Annotated in this window: 22 protein-coding genes; 20 read left to right on the top strand and 2 right to left on the bottom strand. The window is 66.1% G+C overall.

Annotated elements, in window-relative coordinates:
* Positions 1–75: 75 nt before the first annotated feature.
* Positions 76–285 (bottom strand): hypothetical protein, encoded by a 210-nt coding sequence (locus tag WFP36_RS14385; RefSeq protein ID WP_336981432.1) that lies wholly within the window; start codon positions 283–285, stop codon positions 76–78.
* Between the two features lie 165 nt (positions 286–450).
* Positions 451–1,068 (bottom strand): DNA-3-methyladenine glycosylase family protein, encoded by a 618-nt coding sequence (locus tag WFP36_RS14380; RefSeq protein ID WP_336981430.1) that lies wholly within the window; start codon positions 1,066–1,068, stop codon positions 451–453.
* 104 nt (positions 1,069–1,172) lie between these two features.
* Here WFP36_RS14380 and WFP36_RS14375 point away from each other — a divergent pair, with 104 nt between their 5' ends.
* The 20 genes from WFP36_RS14375 (at position 1,173) to ftsZ (ending at position 23,076) form a co-directional block, all read left to right on the top strand.
* Positions 1,173–1,490, top strand: coding sequence for a 2Fe-2S iron-sulfur cluster-binding protein (locus WFP36_RS14375; protein ID WP_336981429.1), 318 nt, complete (start codon positions 1,173–1,175; stop codon positions 1,488–1,490).
* A 117-nt stretch (positions 1,491–1,607) separates the two neighbouring features.
* Entirely contained in the window at positions 1,608–2,618 is a 1,011-nt protein-coding gene (locus WFP36_RS14370; RefSeq protein WP_336981428.1) for a cysteine synthase A, read from the top strand.
* A 38-nt stretch (positions 2,619–2,656) separates the two neighbouring features.
* A complete protein-coding gene (locus tag WFP36_RS14365; protein WP_336981426.1) occupies positions 2,657–3,016 on the top strand; it encodes a hypothetical protein in 360 nt (119 codons plus the stop codon).
* The gene (locus WFP36_RS14360; protein ID WP_336981425.1) at positions 2,994–3,752 is read left to right on the top strand and encodes a motility-associated ABC transporter substrate-binding family protein; all 759 of its coding nucleotides are present in this window, start codon (positions 2,994–2,996) and stop codon (positions 3,750–3,752) included. Before WFP36_RS14365 ends, WFP36_RS14360 begins: the two co-directional genes overlap by 23 nt.
* Before the next feature lie 329 nt (positions 3,753–4,081).
* Positions 4,082–4,588: a division/cell wall cluster transcriptional repressor MraZ gene (locus tag WFP36_RS14355; RefSeq protein ID WP_336981423.1), complete on the top strand. Its 507-nt coding sequence runs from the start codon at positions 4,082–4,084 to the stop codon at positions 4,586–4,588.
* Positions 4,585–5,550: a 16S rRNA (cytosine(1402)-N(4))-methyltransferase RsmH gene (gene rsmH, locus WFP36_RS14350; RefSeq protein ID WP_336981421.1), complete on the top strand. Its 966-nt coding sequence runs from the start codon at positions 4,585–4,587 to the stop codon at positions 5,548–5,550. Before WFP36_RS14355 ends, rsmH begins: the two co-directional genes overlap by 4 nt.
* Positions 5,551–5,564: 14 nt before the next feature.
* Positions 5,565–6,065, top strand: a complete 501-nt coding sequence (locus WFP36_RS14345; protein ID WP_336981419.1) for a hypothetical protein — start codon at positions 5,565–5,567, stop codon at positions 6,063–6,065.
* Positions 6,062–7,786, top strand: coding sequence for a peptidoglycan D,D-transpeptidase FtsI family protein (locus tag WFP36_RS14340; protein ID WP_336981417.1), 1,725 nt, complete (start codon positions 6,062–6,064; stop codon positions 7,784–7,786). Before WFP36_RS14345 ends, WFP36_RS14340 begins: the two co-directional genes overlap by 4 nt.
* Positions 7,783–9,249, top strand: a complete 1,467-nt coding sequence (locus tag WFP36_RS14335) for a UDP-N-acetylmuramoyl-L-alanyl-D-glutamate--2,6-diaminopimelate ligase (protein ID WP_336981415.1) — start codon at positions 7,783–7,785, stop codon at positions 9,247–9,249. The genes WFP36_RS14340 and WFP36_RS14335 overlap by 4 nt, the downstream gene beginning before the upstream one ends.
* Positions 9,249–10,727 carry a UDP-N-acetylmuramoyl-tripeptide--D-alanyl-D-alanine ligase gene (locus WFP36_RS14330; RefSeq protein WP_336981414.1) on the top strand — a complete coding sequence of 493 codons (1,479 nt, stop codon included), beginning with the start codon at positions 9,249–9,251 and terminating at the stop codon, positions 10,725–10,727. The genes WFP36_RS14335 and WFP36_RS14330 overlap by 1 nt, the downstream gene beginning before the upstream one ends.
* Positions 10,727–11,797, top strand: a complete 1,071-nt coding sequence (gene mraY, locus WFP36_RS14325) for a phospho-N-acetylmuramoyl-pentapeptide-transferase (protein WP_336981413.1) — start codon at positions 10,727–10,729, stop codon at positions 11,795–11,797. The genes WFP36_RS14330 and mraY overlap by 1 nt, the downstream gene beginning before the upstream one ends.
* The gene (murD, locus tag WFP36_RS14320; protein ID WP_336981410.1) at positions 11,794–13,134 is read left to right on the top strand and encodes a UDP-N-acetylmuramoyl-L-alanine--D-glutamate ligase; all 1,341 of its coding nucleotides are present in this window, start codon (positions 11,794–11,796) and stop codon (positions 13,132–13,134) included. Before mraY ends, murD begins: the two co-directional genes overlap by 4 nt.
* A gap of 2 nt (positions 13,135–13,136) precedes the next feature.
* A complete protein-coding gene (locus tag WFP36_RS14315) occupies positions 13,137–14,381 on the top strand; it encodes an FtsW/RodA/SpoVE family cell cycle protein (protein ID WP_419716645.1) in 1,245 nt (414 codons plus the stop codon).
* On the top strand, positions 14,378–15,559 hold the full coding sequence (gene murG / locus WFP36_RS14310; protein WP_336981408.1) for an undecaprenyldiphospho-muramoylpentapeptide beta-N-acetylglucosaminyltransferase: 1,182 nt from the start codon (positions 14,378–14,380) through the stop codon (positions 15,557–15,559). The genes WFP36_RS14315 and murG overlap by 4 nt, the downstream gene beginning before the upstream one ends.
* On the top strand, positions 15,556–16,971 hold the full coding sequence (gene murC / locus WFP36_RS14305) for a UDP-N-acetylmuramate--L-alanine ligase (protein WP_336981406.1): 1,416 nt from the start codon (positions 15,556–15,558) through the stop codon (positions 16,969–16,971). The genes murG and murC overlap by 4 nt, the downstream gene beginning before the upstream one ends.
* Positions 16,971–17,903: a UDP-N-acetylmuramate dehydrogenase gene (murB, locus tag WFP36_RS14300; protein ID WP_419716639.1), complete on the top strand. Its 933-nt coding sequence runs from the start codon at positions 16,971–16,973 to the stop codon at positions 17,901–17,903. The genes murC and murB overlap by 1 nt, the downstream gene beginning before the upstream one ends.
* A 159-nt stretch (positions 17,904–18,062) precedes the next feature.
* On the top strand, positions 18,063–18,989 hold the full coding sequence (locus WFP36_RS14295; protein ID WP_419716644.1) for a D-alanine--D-alanine ligase: 927 nt from the start codon (positions 18,063–18,065) through the stop codon (positions 18,987–18,989).
* Positions 18,990–19,973, top strand: a complete 984-nt coding sequence (locus WFP36_RS14290) for a cell division protein FtsQ/DivIB (RefSeq protein ID WP_336981402.1) — start codon at positions 18,990–18,992, stop codon at positions 19,971–19,973.
* Positions 19,973–21,253 carry a cell division protein FtsA gene (ftsA, locus tag WFP36_RS14285; RefSeq protein WP_336981400.1) on the top strand — a complete coding sequence of 427 codons (1,281 nt, stop codon included), beginning with the start codon at positions 19,973–19,975 and terminating at the stop codon, positions 21,251–21,253. The genes WFP36_RS14290 and ftsA overlap by 1 nt, the downstream gene beginning before the upstream one ends.
* Before the next feature lie 134 nt (positions 21,254–21,387).
* Positions 21,388–23,076 carry a cell division protein FtsZ gene (gene ftsZ / locus WFP36_RS14280; RefSeq protein ID WP_336981398.1) on the top strand — a complete coding sequence of 563 codons (1,689 nt, stop codon included), beginning with the start codon at positions 21,388–21,390 and terminating at the stop codon, positions 23,074–23,076.
* Position 23,077: the final 1 nt, after the last annotated feature.

Below are 23,077 nucleotides of genomic sequence, written 5' to 3'. Positions count from 1 at the left end.
AACAAAGGCGGCCGCTTTGCAGACATGTTGTGTCGTGGAGCGGGAGGCTGAAATAGGGCGGGAAGCGGAAATTGATCACACGACCCCATCCTTGTTTCGAGCAACTACCTCGGGGTCATAGGGGCCAACCCGCTTTCTCCTGTTGCGAAGGCTGACCACGAATATTCCGAAAGCTGCCGGAACGATGATCAACTGCACATTTTGAAAAAGGCCAGCCCCTGGCTCGTAGGCGCTCCACCAAGCCAACGCGCCGATCAGCAGACCAATCACAAAACCGAATTCCATGCGCCAAGGCCTTGGCTTCGTCATTTTGTCCTTCCCCTCCTTGTTGAACCTAGCATCATTCATGGTTGTGCCACCGAGCCAGTGCCCACAATGCCGTCGTGACCAGACTGGCCGGTCTTGCAGGTGCTCCGGGGAATTGCGGAAATCCCCATTCGCCCACGCAACCTAAAGCGCGGCGTTGTTGTAGCAATGCCAGGTGAAGATGGCAGCGGCTCCGCGATGGGGGCGCCAGGGATCGGCCAGCAGCCGTACTTCCTTCTCGCTCGGCCGGGCATCCATGCGCAGGATTTTTCCGATCCCGGCCTGAACGGCCAGATCCCCCGCGGGCCAGATGTCGGGCCGGCCCTCGGCGAAGAGCAGGTAGATTTCGGCCGACCAGCGGCCCACGCCCTTGATCTGGATGAGCTGGGCTATGGCGGCCTCGTCATCTTCGGGCAGGGCTTCGAAATCGAGTTCGCCATCGGCCACGAGCTGGCATAGCGAGCGGATGTAGGATTGCTTCTGGCGCGAGAGGCCGCAGCCGCGCAGCGCGTCGAAATCCTGGGCCAGGATCGTCTCCACCGGCACCTCGGCTCCCACCAGCGCTTCCAGCCTGGACCACATGGATGCCGCAGCGGCAACGCTGACCTGCTGGCCCACGATGGTGCGCAGCATGGTGGCATAGCCGGTCGGGCGGATGCGCGGTTCGGGGTATCCGGCGATTTCGCGCGCGCGGGCAAATCCTGGTTCGCGGGTGGACAATTCGTCGATCCCGTGCCGCAATAATTCCGCCGAAAGGCCCATAAATCCTCGCCACCTTCTTGCCAAAACCCGCCTCAGCCCGTAGCAGCCCGGCCAAGCGGCCGAGACGGCCGAAGGCATTTTTCCGAGACGATGAGGACGTGCATATGCCCAAGCTGATCGTGGTCAACCGCGCTGGCGAAGAAACTTCTGTCGAGGTCGGCCAGGGCCTGACCGTGATGGAAGCCATCCGCGACAATGGCTTCGATGAATTGCTGGCGCTGTGCGGGGGCTGCTGCTCCTGCGCGACCTGCCATGTGCATGTCGATCCCGCCTTCAAGGATGTGCTGCCGAAGATGACGGTGGACGAGGACGACCTGCTCGACAGCTCCGACCACCGCGACGAGAATTCGCGCCTTTCCTGCCAGCTGCCCTTCACGGACGAGATGGACGGCATGAAGGTGACCATCGCTCAGGAAGACTGAGCGGGATGGCGGCGCGCCCGGCCTGGGCCGGGCGTAACCGAAGCCTCAAGAAGGATTAGGGGCGGGCAAAGCGCATTTGCATTGCGATGCGGGCGCTTGCACCCTAACTCAGCCACCATGACTGGTGCGACTTACCGTGACACGCTCGACCTGATCGGCAACACTCCGCTCGTCCTGCTCAAGGGACCGAGCGAGGCCGCGGGCTGCGAGATCTGGGGCAAATGCGAATTTGCCAATCCCGGCGCTTCCGTGAAGGACCGGGCGGCGCTGTGGATCATCCGCGATGCGGAGGCGCGGGGCGAGTTGAAGCCCGGCGGCACCATCGTGGAAGGCACGGCGGGCAATACCGGCATCGGCATCGCGCTGGTGGCCAATGCGCTGGGCTACAAGACGATCATCGTCATGCCCGACAATCAGAGCCGCGAGAAGATGGCCACCCTGCGCGCGCTGGGGGCCGAACTGGTGCTGGTGCCGCCTGCGCCCTACAAGAATCCCGGCCATTTCGTGCATACCAGCCGCCGCCTGGCGGAAGAGACGCCGGGCGCGATCTGGGCCAACCAGTTCGACAATACCGCCAATCGCAAGGCCCATATCGAAAGCACCGCACCGGAAATCTTCGCCCAGCTGGAAGGCCGGATCGACGGTTTTACCTGCGCTGCGGGTACCGGCGGCACGATTGCGGGCACGGGCATGGGGCTCAAGTCGCTGGACGAGAACATCACCATCGCCCTGACGGACCCCTATGGCGCGGCGCTGTATAATTACTACGCCCATGGCGAATTGAAGGCGGAAGGCTCTTCGGTGGCGGAAGGGATCGGGCAGGGCCGGATCACCGCCAATCTGGAAGGCGCGCCGATCGACACGCAGTTCCGCATCTCGGACGAGGAAGGCCTGGAATGGGTGGGCCGCCTGCTGAAGGAAGAGGGGCTGTGCCTCGGCCTGTCCTCCGGCATCAACGTGGCGGGCGCGGTGGCGCTGGGCCGCAAGCTGGTGGCGGAGGGCAAGAAGGACGCCCGCGTGGCCACGATCCTGTGCGACACGGGCTTTCGTTACCTGTCCTCGCTTTACAATCCCGAATGGCTGGAGGCGAAGGGCCTGCCGGTCTTCGGCTGGCTCGAACAAGCGTAACTCTTGGAGCCGGGCTCCGCTTGGGCTAACAGCCGGACATGAGCAGCGAACCGCCATTCGAGCGCGAAGCAGATGATGACGATGCTCCGCTCGTCAATCACCGCAGCCGTTCCCGCGCGGAAGCGATCAAGCGGTTGCAGATCGGCCTGGCTGGCCTGACGGGCATCGTGCTGCTGGTCGGCCTGGCGACGATTATCCGCGACCGTGCGAATGAATCCGAGCTGACGGCAGTGCCCGAGGCAGTGTCCACGGTTCCGACCGAAGTGCTGCATGCACCGGCGAAGGACCCGCTGGCCGATGCCGGGGTAGTGCCCGAACTTCCGGCCGATCCGGTTGCCTCGGCCGTCCCTGCCTCTTCCGGCACGCAGGGCAGCAATGGTGCGCAGAACCAGCGCTAAACTCCTTTTCGTCGCGCTGGCCCTGCTCGCCTCGGGCGTGGCCGTGTGGTTCTTCGCGCTGCGCGGGCCGGAAGCGCGAGGCCAGCCGCTGGGCCTGTTCACCACCCTGCCGCTCTACTGGGGCGAGGCGGCGGACCTTTCCGCCATGCTGGAACCCGATGCGGAACACCACTGGGCGCGCGCGCTGGTGGAGGAACATCGCGACCTGCAGCCGCTGGATGTGCTGACGCCCGAGGCACTCGCTCCGCTGGGCGATCTGCTCATTGCCCAGCCGCGCGCGCTGGCCCCGGCCGAGAATGTCGCGCTTGACGATTGGGTGCGGGGCGGGGGTCATGTGCTGTTCTTCGCCGATCCGCTGCTGACCGCGCATTCCGGCTTTGCCCTGGGCGACCGGCGTCGGCCAATGGACGTGGCGCTGCTTTCCCCGATCCTCAGCCGCTGGGGGCTGTCGCTCGATCTCGACGAGACGCAGCCCGAGGGGGAGCGTGAGGCGCGGCTGCTGGGCGGGCCTGTCCCGGTCGATCAGGCGGGGCGTTTCGCGCTGGTTCCCACCGCACCTGATGCCCCCGCAAGCTGCCGGCTGCTGGAAGGCGGGCTGGCAGCGGATTGCGCCATCGGCCGGGGGCATGCGCTGATCGTGGCGGATGCCGCGCTGCTCGAAGGTGAAGGGCAGCGCCAGGGCGAGCGGGAAGCCGCGCTTTCCCGACTGATGACGGCGGCCTACGCGCGCAACTGATCAAATCGGGGATTTTGCGGGAAAACGACTCTCCCATTTCGGGGATTCGCACGCAAACCCTTGAATTTCCATAGAACATTTTGCGAACATTGCGCCCTTGGAAAGGGGTTGTTAAGGAGGAAAATGCCTGTAATTCCATAGCTTAGATATTAATCCCCGAATTTCCCGCGATTTTCCCTTTCATCCCCGCTTTGTGCGGGTTACACAATCTTTCCATCGGAAACCTGTTCTTGCTGCATTCCGCCTCGGCGGAATGGGCGGGCCGTGGATGAGCACGGCCCCATGCGGGGGCGGTTTGCCGGTGGTGAGGGATCAACGCCCAGAGCGGGATGGGGCTAGTGACAGGGGACAGGCAGGTCATCTACAGCGGTCAGGGCTTCTCGCTGAAGGGCGAGAAGGGCCGCTTTGTGCTGCCTTCCGCCTTCCGCAAATCGGTCTCGGAATCGAGCGACGGCAAGATCCTCTGCCTCGCCAAGCATGAGCGCTGGAACTGCCTGACCGGCTTCGGCCTTTCCCGCAGCGCGGAGCTTGAAGACCAGATCGAGCGCGAGGAAGAACGCGCTATCCGCATGGGCCGCGATTTCGACCCCGACCTGCGCCGCATCCAGCTTTTCGGTTTCGTCGAAATCCCCTTCGACGCATCCGGCCGCTTCATCATGCCCGAACATCTGATCGGCCTCGGCTGCCTGACTGACGGCGTGTTCTTCCAGGGCGCGGGCACTTTCTTCACTCTGTGGAACCCCGAAGAACTCTATCGCATGGGCGAAGGCTGGGAAGGCGCGCAGGCCGCCTGCCGTGCGCTCGCCGCCGAAAATTCGAAGGGGAAGAAGGCATGACCGCTTCCCTTCACAATCAGGCCGAAGCCCCGCACATCCCCGTGCTGCTCGACGAAGTGGTGGCCGCGCTCGATCCCCGGCCCGGCGACGTGATCGTCGACGCCACGTTCGGAGCTGGCGGTTATACCCGCCGCCTGCTCGATGCCGGGGCGACGGTCCATGCCTTCGATCGCGATCCCGATGCCATTGCCGCCGGCAGCCGCTGGCCCGAAACGCGCGAAGACCCGCCGCGCCTGATCCTGCACCCGCGCCGCTTCTCCGAAATGGCCGCTGCCATGGCCGAGGCAGGCGTGCCCCAGGTGGATGGCGTGGTGATGGATATCGGCGTTTCCTCCATGCAGCTCGACCAGGCCGAGCGCGGCTTCGCCTTCGCGTCGGACGGTCCGCTGGACATGCGCATGAGCCAGGACGGCGCCAGCGCTGCCGATTTCCTGAACACGGCAGACGAGGCCGAGATCGCCGACGTGCTGTATCTCTATGGCGAGGAACGCCAGTCGCGCCGCGTCGCCCGCGCCATCGTGGCCGCGCGTCCGCTGACGACCACGGCCGAACTGGCTCGCGTGGTGCGCAAGGCGCTGGGCCATCGCCCCGGCGCACCGAAAGACCCGGCGACGCGCAGCTTCCAGGCGATCCGCATCCATGTGAATGCGGAACTGGACGAGCTTGAGGCGGGGCTTAAGGGCGCCGAGACGCTGCTGAAAGAGGGCGGCCGCCTTGCGGTGGTCAGCTTCCATAGCCTTGAAGACCGCATTGTGAAGCGCTTCCTGCGCGATGCTTCCGGCGCTGCCGCCAGCACGTCGCGCCATCTGCCTGCCGCCAATGACGGCACGCCCGCCACTTTCGCGTCGCTGTCAAAGGCGATCCGTCCAACCGAGGCGGAAACCGTGCGCAATCCGCGCGCGCGTTCCGCAACCTTGCGCGCCGCGACCCGGACCGGCGCGCCTGCCAGGGAGGCCGCGTGATGCAGGGTAGCAGGATGAGGAAGATCGGCTGGGCAGCCGTGCTGCTGACCTGCACCAGCGCCTATGGCGCGCTGCACCTGAAGGTCAATTCGGTGAAGAGCGAGGTCCGCCAGGCCGAACGGCGGATCGTGGCCCTGCGCGAACAGAAGCTGATGCTGGAAACCGAATTCGAAACCCGCGCCAACCAGCAGCAGCTGGCCAATTGGAACGAGGTCGATTTCGGCTATCAGGCGCCCACTGCCGGCCAGTTCCTGGAAGGGGAGCGTCAGCTTGCCCAGTTCGGCACGCCGCGTGCCAAGGGCGCGCCGGAGCCGATCACCGTGGCCCATGCGCCGGTGGAGACGGAAGAAAGCATCTTCCCGTCCATGGTTTCGCCCATCACCGGCAAGGCCATTGCCGCCGAAGTACCCCGGGGCAATCCGCCCAAGCCCATCGCGCGCGAGAACCTTTCCGCGCGGCTGGTACGTCCGGCCCAGCGCATCGAGCTTGGCCCGATTGCAGGGGGGGCGGAGTGAACGCACTCACGATCAGCACGGCAATCACCACCGGCCGTGTAGAACTGGTCAACACTCGCCAGCGCTCGCTCTTCACTGCCCGGTTCCGCGTATTGTGGGTGGTGGCGATCTTCACTGTGATCGCGCTCGTCGCCCTGATGCGCATTGCCTATATCGGCGTGGTCCAGCCGGGCCCCTCGCGCACGTCCATGGCAGAGGCACTGCTGCCCCCGCGCGGGGAAATTACCGATCGCAACGGCGTGCCGCTGGCGCGTGCCTTCCCGGCCTATGCGCTGTGGTTCAATCCCACCGCGCTGGACGATGGCGGTTCTCCGCTGGTCAAGTCCCCGGCAGAAGTCGCCGCCGAGCTGGTGAAGATATTCCCCGACATGGATGCGAAGTGGCTCACCGGCCGCCTCGCCAGCGGCAAGTCCGGCTATCTGCGCCGCCGCGTGCTGCCTGAAGAGGCGAACCGCATCCAGGCAATCGGCGAACTGGCGCTGGAAGTCCCGCGCGAGACGGACCGGCATTATCCGCAAGGCACGATGGCGGCCCATGTGCTCGGCTATGTCGGGGCGGATGGGCATGGCCGCGTCGGCATGGAAGAAGTGCTGGACAAGCAGTTGCTCGATCCCGCCCAGCGCGGCAAGCCCGCCATGCTTTCCATCGACAGCCGCGTGCAAGGCGCGCTGGAAGACGAACTGCGCCGGGGCATGCTGGCCGTGAACGCCGTGGGCGCCGCCGGGCTGGTGCTGGACGTGGACACGGGCGAAGTGATGGCGCTCGCCTCGCTGCCGGAATTCGATCCGAACAAGATCGACGCGGCGGGCGAGAAGAACATGTTCAACCGTGTGACGAACCAGGTCTACGAGCTTGGCTCCACCTTCAAGCCGCTGACCGTGGCCGCGGCCATCGATGCCGGCACGGTGACAAATCTTTCGCGCCGTTACCAGTCGGCCCGGCCGCTGGAAATGGGCGGCTTCCGGATTCGCGACAGCCACGTTATGGGGGCGACCCTGAACGTGCCCGAAGCCCTGATCCATTCCTCCAATATCGTGACTGCCCAGGTCGCCGACGAGCTGGGCGGCAAGGCACTGCGGCGTTACATGACCGATCTGGGCATGCATGAGCGGCCCTATATCGAACTGCCCGCGCGCGGTTTCCCCCTTTGGCAAAAGGGCGACTGGCCGCGCCTGACCACGATGACCGTCGGCTTCGGCCACGGCCTTTCGGTCACGCCGCTCCACCTCGCCAGTGCCTATGCCGCGATGGTGAACGGCGGCATCTGGCGTCCGGCCACGCTCTACAAGGTCGAGCCCGGTCACGCGGCCAAGGGGCGCCGCGTGTTCAAGGCCAGCACCAGCGCGCGCATGAACCAGCTGCTGCGGATGATCGCCGTCTATGGCACCGGCAAGAACGCCGATGCGCCGGGCTTCCGCGTGGGCGGCAAGACCGGTTCGGCAGAAAAGCCGGGCGTGGGCGGCTACCAGCGTTCCACGCTGGTTTCGACCTTTGCGGCCGCCTTCCCGATGGATAGGCCGCGTTACGTCGTCATCGCCATGCTGGACGAGCCCAAGGGCACGGCGGCCAGTTCCTATCAGCGCACTGCCGCCTGGAACGCTGCCCCGATCGTCGGCCGGCTGGTCCCCCGGATCGGCCCGCTGCTGGGCGTGATGCCGGATGAAACGCACGATATCGACCTGACCGATCTTGCCCCGCTGGTTGGTGGGAAGAAGGAATGAACCTTGCCCGCCTGGCCGAAGCGGCGGGCATCGCCGTTCCGAACGCTCCTGAAGGGACGGTGACGGGCTTTGCCATCGATCACCGCAAGATCGCGCCGGGCACAGTGTTCGGCGCCTTCCGGGGCGCGCGCTTCAATGGCGAGGATTTCATTCCCGCGGCCATCGCCGCCGGGGCCATCGCCGTGGTGGCGCGGCCCGAGGCGGTCGTGGAAGGCGCTGTGCATATCGCCGATGCCGAACCGCGCCGCGCCTTTGCCCGCCTTGCCGCGCAATTCTTCCAGCCCGTGCCGGAAGTGGTGGTGGCGGTGACGGGAACTAACGGCAAAACTTCCACCGTCGAAATGACGCGCCAGATCTGGCGCATGGCGGGCCAGCGCGCGGCCTCCATCGGCACTCTGGGCGTGACCACTCCGGACGAGAGCGTTTCCACCGGGCTGACCACGCCCGATATCGTCACGTTCCTGTCCAACCTGCATGGGCTGGCGCAGGAAGGCGTGACCCATGTGGCCTATGAGGCTTCCAGCCATGGCCTGTCGCAATATCGCGTCGAAGGGCTGAAAGTGGCGGCGGGGGCCTTCACCAATCTCAGCCGCGATCACCTCGATTATCATCCGACGATGGAGGATTACTTCGCCGCCAAGATGCGCCTGTTCGACGAAGTGGTCGAAGATGGCGGCGCGGCGGTGATCTGGGCGGACGATGACTGGTCGGCCCGCGCGGCAGATCATGCGCGCGCGCGCGGTCTCAGGCCGATGACCGTGGGCGAGAAGGGCGAGGGCATTCGCCTCCTGCGGCGCATTCCCGGCCAGCTGGGGCAGGAACTCGAACTCGATTATGCGGGCGCCGCCTGGAAAGTGAAGCTGCCGCTGATCGGCGGCTATCAGGCCGCGAACGCGCTGGTTTCGGCCGGGCTGGTGCTGGCGACGGGCGGGGACCCGAAGGCGACCTTCGAAGCATTGTCCCGCCTGCAGCCGGTGCGCGGGCGGCTTGAACGTGCGGCTATCACTGCCGCCGGGGCGCCGGTCTATGTCGATTACGCCCATACGCCCGATGCTCTGGAAGCGGCGATTGCCGCCCTGCGTCCGCATGTCGAAGGCCAGCTCATCACCGTGTTCGGCGCGGGCGGGGATCGCGATACCGGCAAGCGCGCGGAAATGGGCAAGGTGGCCGCTCGGGCGTCGGACGTGGTAATCGTGACGGATGACAATCCGCGCAGCGAAGACCCGGCGGCGATCCGCGCCATGGTGCTTTCCGGCGCGCCGGACGCGCGCGAAATCGGTGACCGGCGCGCGGCCATCGCCGCGGCTGTCGCAGAGGCCGGGCCAAAGGACATCGTGTTGATCGCAGGCAAGGGCCATGAACAGGGCCAGATCATCGGTGCGGGAGACGAGATGCAGATCCTTCCCTTCGACGACGTGACAGTGGCGCGCGAATGCGCCGGCAATGCGGGAGGCGCGGCGTAATGGCTTCCCTTCCCCTTCCTGTCGCATGGCTTCCCCAGACTTCCGACGCGCTGCCGCTGGCGCTGTGGGATGCGGTGTCCATCGCCGTCGCCACGGGCGGCAAGCCCAGCGGGCAGTTCCAGGTTTCCGGCGTGGAGATCGACAGCCGCGATGTCATGCCGGGCGACCTGTTCTTCGCGCTGAAGGGCGAGACGAGCGACGGTCACGCCTATCTCGACAAGGCCTTCGCCAATGGCGCGGCAGCCGCCGTGGTGGATCGCCCGATCGACCGCCCGCACATCCTTGTGGAGGATACCGCCGCCGCGCTCGCCATGCTGGCAAAGGCCGCGCGCAGCCGGGTGTCCGCCCGGATCGTCGGCGTCACCGGATCGGTGGGCAAGACGGGCGTGAAGGAAGCGATCTTCGCCGCGCTCGACCGCGCAAGCCGCGGCGCGGCGCACCGCTCTGTCCGCAGCTACAACAACCACGTCGGCGTCCCGCTCAGCCTTACGCGAATGAACGCACGCGCAAAGTTCGCAATTTTCGAAATGGGCATGAACCACGCCGGAGAAATCGCCGCACTGACTGCGCAGGTCCGCCCGCACGTGGCCGTCATCACCACCATCGCGCCCGCCCATATCGAGATGCTGGGCAGCGAAGAGGCGATTGCCGACGCCAAGGCGGAAATCTTCCTCGGCCTCGAAGCGGGCGGCACGGCAGTTATACCTGCGGACAGCCCGCATTTCCTGCGCCTGAAGGAAGCCGCACTGGCGGCCGGGGCAAAGGTTGTCTCCTTCGGCAAGGCGCGCGATGCCGATGTGCGCCTGCTCGATGCCATTCCCCAGGCCAATGGCGGATCGCTGGTAACGGCCGATCTGGGCGAAAACCGCCTGTGCTACACCGTGGCCGAGCCGGGCGAACATTGGGTGACCAATTCGCTGGCCGTGATGGCGGCAGTGCGTGCTGCGGGCGGCGATCTGGGTGCGGCCGGTCTCTCGCTGGCGGAGATGGGCGGCCTCAAGGGCCGGGGTGCGCGCCACCGCGTCGCGGCTCCGGGCGGGCAGGCCCTGCTGATCGACGAGAGCTACAACGCCAACCCCGCGTCCATGCGGGCCACGCTGGCCCAACTGGGGCAGACGCCGGCCACGCGCCGCATCGCCGTGCTGGGCTCCATGCGGGAGCTGGGCGATTTCGGCCCGGCCTTCCACGTTCAGCTCACCGAGCCGCTGGCTGCCGCCAATGTCGACTTCGCATTGCTGGTGGGTGCGGAAATGGATGCGCTGGCGCAGGAATTGGGGAAAGGGGCGGCAAACGCGCTTGGCAAGCCGATTCGCTTCGCCCATTGCAATACGCCGGAAGAAGCCATCGCGGCGCTTGCGGAGTATGGCCTTGCGGGGGGCGACGCGGTGCTGATCAAGGGCTCTAATTCGGTAGGCCTGGCGCGCGTGGTGGCTCACTTCGCCGCGGCCGGGAATGCCGAGGGTCGCAAGGAAGTCTAATGCTGTATCTCATCGCACAATGGCTGGATTTCGAAGGGCCGGCCAATCTCGTGCGCTATCAGACGTTTCGCGCCGGCGCGGTGCTGATCACCGCGCTGCTGATCGGGCTGGTGATCGGTCCGCGCTTCATCAACATGCTGCGCGTGCGCCAGGGCAAGGGCCAGCCGATCCGCGAGGACGGCCCGCAGACCCACCTCGCCAAGCGCGGCACGCCCACCATGGGCGGGCTGATGATCCTCGTCTCGCTGATGCTCTCCATGCTGCTGTGGATGAACCTGGCGAGCCCCTTCGTGTGGGCCTGCATGGCAGTGACGGTGGGCTTCGGCCTGATCGGCTTCCTCGACGATTACGACAAGGTGACCAAGCGCAGCCACAAGGGCGTATCGGGCAAGGTCCGCCTTGCCGCCGAATTCGCCGTGGCGGGCGTGGCAAGCTGGATCATCGTCAGCCAGATCAGCACCAACCTCTACATCCCCTTCCTTTCCGGGGTCAGCATTCCGTTGGGGCCGTTCTATTACGTCTTCGCCGCCACGGTGATCGTGGGCTTCGGCAATGCCGTTAACCTGACCGACGGGCTGGACGGCCTCGCCACCATGCCGGTGGTGATCGCCGCGGGGGCCTTCTCGCTGATCTGCTATCTCGCGGGCCGCGTCGACTATGCGACCTATCTGGGCATACCGCATGTGCCGGGGGCGGGCGAACTGGCCATTTTCTGCGCCGGGATCATGGGCGCGGGCCTGGCCTTCCTGTGGTTCAACGCACCGCCCGCCGCCGTCTTCATGGGCGATACGGGCAGCCTTGCCCTTGGCGGGGCGCTGGGCGCGATTGCGGTGGCCAGCCATCACGAGATCGTGCTGCTGGTAATCGGGGGTCTCTTCGTGCTGGAGACCGCCTCGGTCATCATCCAGGTGTTCTTCTACAAGCGGACCGGCAAGCGTGTGTTCCGCATGGCGCCGATCCATCATCATTTCGAACAGCTCGGCTGGCCTGAATCGACTGTGGTGATCCGCTTCTGGATCATCTCGATCGTCTTCGCGCTGGCGGGCCTCGCGACGCTCAAGCTCAGGTGATCCGCTCAACCCACTTCTCCGGCAAGCGCTACGCCATTCTCGGCCTCGCTCGTTCGGGGCTTGCTGCGGCCGAGTGCCTGCTGGCCAGCGGCGCCGAAGTCGTCGCGTGGGACCGGCAGGACAATGCCCGTGCCGCGGTTGAAGGGCGCGCGCGGCTGGCCGATCCGCTGGAGATCGACCTTGCGGGGTTCGACGGCGTGGTCGTCTCCCCCGGCGTGCCGATCAACGTTCATCCCATCGCCCAGCGTGCCCGCGAAGCGGGGGTGCCGCTGATCGGCGACATAGAACTGTTCGCGCTCGCACGGGCCGACCTGCCGCCGCACCGCGTGGTGGGTATCACCGGCACCAATGGCAAGTCGACCACCACCGCACTGGTGCGCCACCTGCTCGACAGTGCCGGTATCCCCGCGCGCATGGGCGGGAATATCGGCCTGCCGATCCTGGCGGAAGAGCCGCTGACGCCAAACGAGAACGGCACCGGCGTCTATGTGCTGGAACTGTCGAGCTATCAGATCGACCTGACCTACTCGCTCAAATGCGAGGCTGCGGCGCTGACCAACGTCACGCCCGATCATCTCGATCGCTATGCCGGGTTCGAAGCCTATGCCGCCTCCAAGGCGCGGCTGTTCGCGATGCAGGATACAGGTGCCTTCGCAGTCTTCGGCTGCGATGATGCGCCTACCCGCGCGATCTATGAGGCGGAGCGGGCCCGCCGCCCGGCCGGGCGCGTCGCCTGTGTCGACAAAGCCGCGATCCAGCCGCATCAGGCCGAATGGCCCTCGCTGCAGGGGCCGCATAATCTGGAAAACGCGGCCGTCGCCACTGCGCTGGTGGAAGAACTGGGCGTCACGCGCGAGCAGGTGCTGGCCGGGCTCACCACCTTCCGCGGCCTGCCCCACCGGATGGAGCGGCTGGGCGAATATGGCGGCGTGCTGTTCATCAATGACAGCAAGGCCACCAATCCCGCATCGGCCGCGCCCGCGCTCGCCGCATTCCCGCCCAATCCGGACAAGCGCCTGCACTGGATTCTCGGCGGCCTGCCCAAGGGCGACGATCTGGGCGAGTGCGAGCGCTATTTCGGCAATGTCGCCGCTGCCTATACTATCGGGGAGGCCGGCCCCCGCTTTGCCGAGATCCTCGATCCCGTCACTCATGTCGAACGCTGCGAGATGATGGCCGAGGCCGTGCGCCGCGCGATGGAAGCGGCAAAGCCCGGTGACGTTATCCTGTTCTCGCCTGCCTGCGCCAGCTTCGACCAGTTCCGCGATTATGAAATGCGCGGCGATGCCTTCCGCGAGATCGTCAGCTGCCTGACGGATGGGGGTGTCGCACAGTGACGGTGACGCCGAGCCTGTCCCAGCCCTATGTCCCCCATGTGGGGGAGCGTAGCTCGCAGGCTTCGCGCAGGCGGCTCGACAAGCGCAGCCAGCTGCGCATCTGGTGGCGCGAGATCGACCGCGTGCTGCTGGTGCTGGTGCTGCTGCTCATGGCGATCGGCACGGTGGCGGTGGCAGCCGCTTCCCCGGCCAGTGCGCGGCGCCTCTCCACCTCGGCAGTCAAGCTCGACGATCTCTATTTCTACTGGCTGCACCTGCGCTGGCAGTTCCTGGGTATCCTGACCATGCTGGGCGTCTCCATGGCGCCGAAGGACTGGGCACGGCGCGGCGCCATCGTGCTGTGTGCGGCGATGCTGATCGGCCTCGTGCTGGTGCCCTTCGTGGGGTCGGAAGTGAACGGCGCCAAGCGGTGGCTGCGCTTCGGCATCAGCCTGCAGCCGTCCGAATTCCTCAAGCCCGCTTATGCGGTGACGATGGCCTGGATTCTCTCGTGGCGCGTGCGCGATCCGCGCCTGCCGGTGATCGCCATCGCCAGCAGTTTGATGGTGCTGATCGTGGGCCTGCTGATGGCGCAACCCGATTTCGGCTCCGCGATCCTCTATGTCGGCTGCTGGGCCGTGCTGGTACTGCTTTCCGGCATCGACATGCGCCGCATCGGCGCGCTGATGGGCGCGGGCATCGTGGGGATCGGCGCGACCTATCTGCTTTACGACAATGCCCGCCACCGCATCGACGCCTTCCTTGGCGGCGGCACTGCCTATGACCAGGTGGACCTTGCCCGGCGCACGCTGATGGCGGGCGGCTGGACCGGCAGCGGCATGTGGCTGGGCACGCGCAAGCTCTCCCTGCCCGAAGCGCATACGGACTATATTTTCTCGGTGATCGGCGAGGAATTCGGCCTGCTGATCTGCGCCGTGGTGGTGCTGGTCTATCTGGCGATCATCGCCCGCGTGCTGGTGCGGCTGGTGAACGAGGAGGACCTGTTCACTATCCTTTCCGCATCGGGTCTTATCGCGCTGATCGGCGGACAGGCCTTCATCAACATCCTCGTCAACCTCCAGCTCTTCCCCTCCAAGGGCATGACCTTGCCGCTGGTGAGCTATGGCGGTTCGTCCACAATTGCCCTGTGCCTAACTGTGGGGCTGATGCTGGCCTTGACGCGGCGCAACCCCTATCTCAGCCGGGACCGGTTCGATCTCATGGCGGCGCTCGCCAAAGAGGACCGGGACAAGGGAGGGCGGCATTGAGCTCCGCTTCGAAACATTACGTACTCGCCGCCGGAGGAACAGGCGGACATCTGATCCCCGCCTTCGCGCTCGCTACCGAGCTTGAACGGCGCGGGCATCATGTCGCCCTGATCACGGACGAGCGCGGTGCGGCCATTCCGGGCAAGCCGGACTTCCTGCCTGCCCATGTTCTGCCCGCCGGGCGCTTCGGCAAGAACCCGCTCAAGTGGATCGGCGGCGCGCGCGCGGTATGGCAGGGGCGCCAGATGGCTCTGCGCCTGTTCGATGCGTTCGAGCCTTCGGCCGTGATCGGCTTCGGCGGATATCCGGCGCTGCCTGCACTGCTGGCGGCGACTTCCGCCCGTATCCCCACCGTGGTTCATGAACAGAACGCCGTGCTCGGCCGGGTCAACCGGCTGCTGGCGGGCAAGGTGAACGCCATCGCCACGGCCTATCCGCAGGTCGACCGGCTGAAGGACAAGTGGCACGACAAGGTGCACATCGTGGGCAATCCCGTCCGCGCGGAAGTGCTTGCCCTGCGCGATCAGCCCTATCCCGCCTTTACCGAGGACGGGCTGCTGCGCGTGCTGGTGACCGGCGGCAGCCAGGGCGCGCGCGTGCTGTCCGAAGTGGTGCCCGATGGGCTTTCCATGCTTCAGCCCGCCCTGCGCTCGCGCCTGCAAGTAACGCAGCAATGCCGCCCGGAAGATCTGGAAACGGTGCGCCAGCGTTATGCCAGCCACGGCATTCCGGCCGAACTGGGCACCTATTTCGAAGATATGGCCAACCGCCTTGCCGATGCGCATCTGTTCATCGGGCGGGCGGGGGCGTCCACTATCGCCGAACTCACCGCCGTGGGCCGCCCTGCGATCCTCGTGCCGCTGCCTATCGCAACCGACGACCATCAGGCGGCCAATGCCCGCGAAATGGTCAAGGCTGGCGGCGCACGCTCGATCCGTCAGGCCGGCTTCACCGCCAAGGAACTTGCCAAGCAGATACAGGCCATGGCCCAGCACCCTGAAACACTGGCCAATGCGGCCCATGCCGCATGGAATTGCGGCCGCCCCAATGCGGCGAAGGATCTTGCCGACCTCGTCGAGAGCTTCGGCGGCGCCCCGCTGATGGATGTGATCCGCGTGAATGGCGGGGAAACAAAGCCCAACGGGCGCGAGGCGCTGGCCCGGGAGAATGCACAATGAAGGGGGTGGGCACCGATATCGGGACGATCCACTTCGTCGGCATTGGCGGCATCGGCATGTCCGGCATTGCCGAGGTGATGAAGAACCTGGGCTATGAAGTTCAGGGTTCGGATATTGCAGAAGGTCCGTCGGTAGAACGGCTGCGCGCGCGCGGGATCAAGGTGATGATCGGCCATGCGGCCGAAAATCTGGGCGATGCCGCCGTGGTGGTGACTTCCACCGCCGTGCGCCGCACCAATCCGGAAGTGGCCGCCGCGCTGGAGCATCGCATTCCCGTGGTCCGCCGGGCAGAGATGCTGGCGGAACTGATGCGGCTGAAGAACACCGTCGCCGTAGCCGGTACGCATGGCAAGACGACCACCACCAGCATGATCGCCACGCTGCTGGATGCGGGCGGGATCGACCCGACCGTCATCAATGGCGGGATCATCGAAAGCTATGGTTCCAATGCGCGCCTTGGCGCCAGCGACTGGATGGTGGTCGAGGCGGATGAGAGCGACGGTTCGTTCCTGCGGCTGGACGGCACCATCGCGGTCGTCACCAATATCGATCCGGAACATCTCGACCATTACGGCTCGTTCGATGCCGTGAAGAAGGCCTTCGTCGAATTCATCGAGAACGTGCCCTTCTACGGCGCGGCCGTGTTGTGCATCGATCACCCGGAAGTGCAGTCCGTGGTCGGCCTCGTGCGTGACCGGCGCGTGGTCACTTACGGCTTCTCGCTGCAGGCGGACGTGTGCGGCGTGAATGTCCGGCCCGAAGGCGGCGGCAATGTGTTCGACGCCGTGATCCGCCAGCGTGGGCAGGAAGATCGCCGGATCGAAGGCGTGAAACTGCCGATGCCGGGGCGCCATAATGTCCAGAACGCGCTCGCGGCGATTGCCGTGGCGGTGGAAATGGGCTGTCCCGACGATGTAATCCGCAACGGTTTCGCCAAGTTCGGCGGGGTCCGCCGCCGCTTCACCAAGGTGGGCGAGACGGGCGGGGCGACGATCATCGACGATTACGCGCACCATCCGGTGGAGATCAAAGCTGTGCTGGCCGCCGCGCGCGAAGCGACGCAGAACCGCGTGATCGCCGTGGTCCAGCCGCACCGCTTCACGCGCCTGCGCGACCTGATGGAAGAGTTCCAGACCTGCTTCAACGATGCCGACATGGTGTTTGCCGCGCCGGTCTATCCTGCGGGAGAGAGCCCGATCGAGGGCGTGGACAGCCATGTGCTGGTCAGCGGCATCAAGGCGCGCGGGCATCGTTCGGCCGCAGAAGTTTCCGGCGCGGACGAGTTGGCGGGCGTGCTTTCCGGCATCGTGGAGCCGGGTGATATCGTCGTGTGCCTTGGTGCGGGCGACATCACGCGCTGGGCGGCGGGGCTCGCCCCGGCGATCGAGGCAAAGAAGGGCGCGGCCAAATGATGAGCGCGCCTTTCTCCGAAATCGATGAAGTGATGGTTTCGGCGAACCTTCCCGTAAAGGACGTGCGCGGCAAGCTGACGCGCAACGCGCCGCTTGCACCGCTGGTGTGGTTCAAGGCGGGCGGGGCGGCAGACTGGCTGTTCGAGCCTGCGGACCGCGAGGATCTGGCCATTTTCCTGGGCCAGCTTGGCGGGCGAGTGCCGGTCATGGCGCTGGGGCTGGGCTCCAACCTGATCGTGCGCGACGGCGGCGTGCCGGGCGTGGTGGTGCGGCTGGGCAAGCCCTTCGCCAAGGTCGAGCAGGAAGACGCCACCACTCTGCGCTGCGGCGGCGGGGCGAGCGGCATTCTGGTGGCCTCCACTGCACGCGATGCAGGCATTGCCGGGCTGGAATTCCTGCGCGGCATTCCCGGTACGGTGGGCGGCTTCGTGCGGATGAATGGCGGCGCCTATGGCCGCGAGGTTTCCGACATCCTGGTCGATTGCGACGTGATGCTGGCCGATGGCGGTTTCGTGACGCTGACGCCGGACGATCTGCATTATTCCTATCGCCACTCGGCCCTGCCGGATGGGGCCATCGTGGTTTCGGCGCGCTTTCGCGGCCAGCCGGGCGACCCGGCGGCAATCGGCGCGGAAATGGACCGCATCGCCGCCGCACGCGAGGAATCGCAGCCGCTCCGCTCCAAGACGGGCGGATCGACTTTCAAGAACCCCGAAGGCGACAAGGCATGGCGGCTGGTCGAGGCCGCCGGTTGCCGGGGCCTGACCATGGGCGGCGCGCAAGTGAGCGAAAAGCATACCAATTTCCTGATCAACACCGGCAGTGCCACCAGCGCCGATATCGAAGGGCTGGGCGAGGAAGTGCGCCGCCGGGTGTCCCAGAGCCAGGGCGTGGACCTGCAATGGGAAATCCAGCGCGTGGGGAGGCCTTGATGCTGGCGATGCTTCTCCCTTCGTGCGCTCCTGCGAAAGCAGGAGCCCATAGTGTCGCCTCGCCTCGTTCCGCTAGGCTCCTGCTTTCGCAGGAGCGCACAACGCAACGCGGAGGAGGCTACCGTGTCTGAACTCCCCAAGCTTCATATCGCGGTCCTGATGGGCGGCTGGGCCAACGAACGGCCCGTCTCGCTCATGTCCGGCAATGGCGTGGCCGATGCGCTGGAGGCGCGCGGGCACAAGGTGACGCGGATCGACATGGATCGTAGCGTCGCCGCGAAGCTGGCCGAGGCTGCACCCGATGTGGTGTTCAACGCGCTGCACGGCGTGCCCGGAGAAGACGGCACGGTTCAGGGCATGATGGACCTGATGGGCATTGCCTATACCCATTCCGGCCTCGCCACTTCCGTGATCGCCATTGACAAGGAACTGACCAAACTGGTCCTCGTCCCCCATGGCATTCCCATGCCGGGCGGGCGCATCGTGCAGTCGGAAGAACTGTTCGAGCGCGACCCGCTGCCGCGCCCCTATGTGCTCAAGCCGGTGAATGAAGGCTCTTCGGTCGGCGTGGCGATCGTCACGGCGGAATGCAATTACGGCGATCCGATCCGCCGCGATGCCGTGGGCCCGTGGCAGGAATTCGCCCAGCTTCTGGCGGAACCCTATATCAAGGGGCGCGAACTGACCTGTGCGGTGGTGAACGGCAAGGCGCTGACCGTGACCGAACTCGTGCCCAAGAGCGGATTCTACGATTTCGAGGCGAAATATACCGACGGGATGACAGACCATATCTGCCCGGCGGACATTCCGCTGGAGATCTTGGAACTGTGCAAGGCCTATGCGCTCAAGGCGCATAAGGCGCTGGGCTGCCACGGCACCAGCCGGTCGGACTTCCGCTGGGACGACGAGCAGGGGCAGGCGGGGCTTTTCCTGCTGGAAGTCAACACCCAGCCGGGCATGACGCCGCTCAGCCTCGTGCCCGAGCAGGCGAAATATTGCGGCATGGACTATGGGGACCTTGTCGAGGCGATCATCGCCGACGCGCTGGAGCGTGCAGCAGCCTCGCGCGGGGGAAAGGGGGCGTAGGTGGCGCAGACTATCAAGCGCAAGGCTCAGGGCGTTCGCCGCGCAGCGGCGGCCCGGGGCACCGCGCAGAAGGTTAAGCAGGCCCGTTCGACCACCGGGGCGGTGGCCGACGCATTGATGCGCTGGCTGCCCTTTACCGAGGAACAGCTGCAGCGCGTTTTCCTCGCCCTTATCCTGGGCGGGGCAGTGGTGCTGGCCTGGATCGTCGCCAGTCTCGCCGGTCTTCCGGCGCTGGCCAATCAGCAGATCGCCACGCTGGCGGGCGATGCGGGCTTTCAGGTGAACCGCGTGGAAGTGCGCGGCGTCCAGCGCATGAACGAACTCAAGGTCTACGAGCGCGTGTTGGGCGAGCGGGACCGGGCGATGCCGCTGGTCGATCTCGATGCGGTGCGGGTCCAGCTGCTCGGCCTCAGTTGGGTCAAGGATGCGCGCGTATCGCGCCGCCTGCCGGATTCGCTGGTGATCGACATTGTCGAGCGCACGCCCCATGCCGTGCTGAAGAAGGCCGACAAGCTGGTGCTGATCGACGATACGGGCCACGAGTTGGAGCCGGTTTCTGCAGCCGCCGCTCGCGGGGAACTGATTATCGAAGGGCCCGGCGCAGGCCGACAGGTCGCCGCGCTCGGCTCGCTGCTCGATGCGGCACCGGCACTGGAGCCGCAGGTGGCGGGCGCCGAATGGGTCGGCAATCGCCGCTGGAACCTCACCTTCAAGACCGGCCAGGTGCTGGCCCTGCCGCAGGGCGAGCGGGAATCGGCCAGTGCGCTGGTTTCCTTCGCCCGGCTTGACGGGGTAAACCGCCTGCTCGGCGGCAAGGTCGCCACGTTCGACATGCGCGCGCCGGAGCGGATCTACATGCGCATTCCCGGCCGCACGCAGCAGACGCTCGACGCCGGGACGACCACGCCCACTGCCACCGGCACGGACGAGATGGCGGCGAATGCAGGCCAGGCTTCGGGTCAGGACGCGGGGGTGCCCGAATAATGGCGTCCACGCCGCGCATCACCAAGGTTTTCGGTGCGATCAATATCGGCTCGTTCCGCATCTCCGCGATGATCGCGGGGGTGAGCGAAGCGGGCGAGATGATCGTGCTCGGATCGGGCCATCGCGCGGCGCAGGGGATCAAGCGCGGCTATGTCACTGACATGCAGGCCGCGACCTATGCCGTGCGCGATGCGATCGAACGGGCGGAAAAGCTCGCTGGCACCAGCGTGTCGAGCGTGTGGATCGGCTGTTCGGGCGCCGGGCTTTCCAGCAAGATCGCCCAGGTGGAAATCGATATCGGCGGCCGCCGGATCGAGGAAGAGGATATCGAGCATCTCCTCGTCGCCGCCCGCGACGGGTTGCAGCCCGATGGCCGCACCGTGCTGCACGCCCAGCCCGCGCATTACACACTGGATGGAGCGCATGGCGTCTCCAACCCCAAGGGGCTGCATGCCGAAAGGCTGGGCGTCGATATCCACGTCATGTGCGCCGATGGCGCGCCGATGCGCAACATCACCGAAGCAGTGCAGAACGCGCATCTCGATGTGGAATCGGTCGTCGCCTCGCCCGTGGCGGCCGGCTATGCCTGCCTCAGCCAGGAAGAACGCGAGTTGGGCGTGGCGCTGATCGAACTGGGGGCGGAAGTCACCAATGTCTCGGTCTATGCGGGCGGCATGCTGCTGGGCATGATGCCGATCCAGATGGGCTCGGCGGATATCACCGATGCCATCGCTTCCCATTTCGGCATTCGCCGCTTTCAGGCCGAACGCCTCAAATGCGTTTCCGGTTCGGCCATCGCCTCGCCGACCGACCATCGCGAAATGATCCCGGTGAACGGGCCGGGCGAGGAACAGGTGGGGCCGATCGCGCGCCATGCCGATGACAAGAACCGCGTGCCGCGTGCCGAGCTGATCTCGGTCATCACCGGTCAGTTGGACAAATTGGTGAGCGAGATTTCCAAGGCTCTCAAGGCCTTGGGCTTCCCCGGCCAGAACGGCCAGGTCGTGCTGACGGGCGGCGGGGCGGAACTGGCCGGCATCGCGGATTTCGCGCAGGGCTCGCTTGCCCGCCCGGTTCGCATCGGCCGTCCGCCCGCGCTGAAGGGCCTGCCCGAAGCGCATGGCGTGCCGGGCTTTTCGACACTCGCCGGATTGATCCTTTATGCCGCAGCCGATCCGGTTGACGTGCGCTCGATCCGGCAGGGCTATCAGGACACGACCAGGCTGACCGGCTTCGCGCTGGCCCAACGTGTGTTCCAGGCCCTGAAACAGTATTTCTGACGGGATGAATGCGGTTTGAAACGCGCTTGTCAGACTGTGGATAAGGACAGTTACGCTTTGCACCAGCGATTCCCTTTATGGCACAAGTGCAACAATGAGCATCGCCTTGCAGTGCGCCCTCTTGGAGAGCTTCAATGAGCATCAATATCGGCCCGCCTTCGGTTGAAGAACTGCGCCCCCGCATCACCGTGATCGGTGTGGGCGGCGCGGGCGGTAACGCCATCGCCAACATGATCGCCTCCGAGATCGAGGGCGTGGACTTCATCGTCGCGAATACGGACGCGCAGGCGCTGAACAATTCCATTGCCGAACATCGCATCCAGCTGGGGCCGGATATCACCCAGGGTCTGGGCGCGGGCTCGCGGCCCGAAGTGGGCCGGGCCGCCGCGGAAGAAACCGTGGAAGAGCTGGAGCGCGCGCTCGACGGCGTGAACATGGTCTTCATCGCGGCCGGCATGGGCGGCGGCACCGGCACGGGCGCGGCTCCCGTCATTGCGGAGGCGGCCCGGCGCAAGGGCGTGCTGACCGTGGGCGTGGTGACCAAGCCGTTCCTGTTCGAAGGCACGCGCCGCATGCGTTCGGCCGAGGCGGGCATCGAGGAACTGCAGAAGCACGTCGATACGCTGATCGTCATCCCCAACCAGAACCTGTTTCTGGTCGCCAAGGCGGAAACCACCTTCAAGGAAGCCTTCGCCCTGGCCGACGAAGTGCTGCAGCAGGGCGTGCGTTCCATCACCGACCTGATGGTGATGCCGGGCCTCATCAACCTCGACTTTGCCGACGTCCGCTCGGTGATGGGCGAGATGGGCAAGGCGATGATGGGCACTGGCGAGGCCGAGGGCGAGAACCGCGCCCTGGAAGCCGCCGAACGCGCCATCGCCAATCCGCTGCTCGACGGTGTGAGCATGCAGGGCGCCAAGGGCGTGATCATCTCCATCATCGGCGGCGACGACATGAAGCTGCTGGAAGTGGACGAGGCCGCGAACCACATCCGCGAGCTGGTCGATCCCGATGCGAACATCATCTGGGGTTCGGCCTTCAACCCGGACCTGATGGGCAAGATCCGCGTCTCGGTGGTTGCCACCGGTATCGAACAGACCGCCGAACAGGCCGTGCAGGCCTCGCGCCCGCTGGATTTCTCGGCGCCGCGTGGGCCGAAGCGGCCGGTTCTGCCTCTGCCGACCGAGCATGAGCGGGCAGTGGACGCAGCGGCTCTCCAGCCGCAGGCCGCGCCCAGCTTCGCCGCGCCTTCCGCCCCGCCGATGGGGGGCGCTCCCGCCATGCCGCAGGCCTATGAGCCTGCCCCTTCCTATGATGAGGAAGAGGACGAGTATGACGATACCAGCGGCCGTGCCTACGCCTCGCTGACAGGCGACGAGATCCAGACTGGCGAGTTGACGCTCGAGGAAGAGGAAGATGACGGGATGGCCGATGATTGGCTCAATCCCGCAGCATCCCAGCAGACCGGCCTGGGCGGTAGCGAGCTTGAGCTGACGCTGGAAGCGCCCGAAGGCGGCAACGGCAATGAAGACGAGCTTCTGCTCGACGCCAGCCGTCTCGCCGCGCAGGACGAACCGCCGGTTCAGGCCCAGCTTGGCGGTGGCCGCCGGCGGGGTATTCTGGGCGGCGACAGCGGCGCTCCGGCAGCACCGGCGAGTCCGCCCGCAGCGGGCGGCGCGTCGGGTGGGGGTTCCACCCTGTTCGAACGCATGGCCAATCTCTCGCGCGGCGCGGCCAAGGATGCCGTGGACGATGACGACGACGATCCGTCGGGCTCTTCGCTGAGCATTCCGCGCTTCCTGGGGCGCCAGAACAACCAGTGAT

Origin of the sequence: Fulverythrobacter fulvus (assembly GCF_037154085.1) — a bacterium.
Lineage (GTDB): Bacteria > Pseudomonadota > Alphaproteobacteria > Sphingomonadales > Sphingomonadaceae > Andeanibacterium > Andeanibacterium fulvum.
Note: the sequence above shows the minus strand (reverse complement) of the source record. Positions and strands in the feature narration are given on the sequence as shown.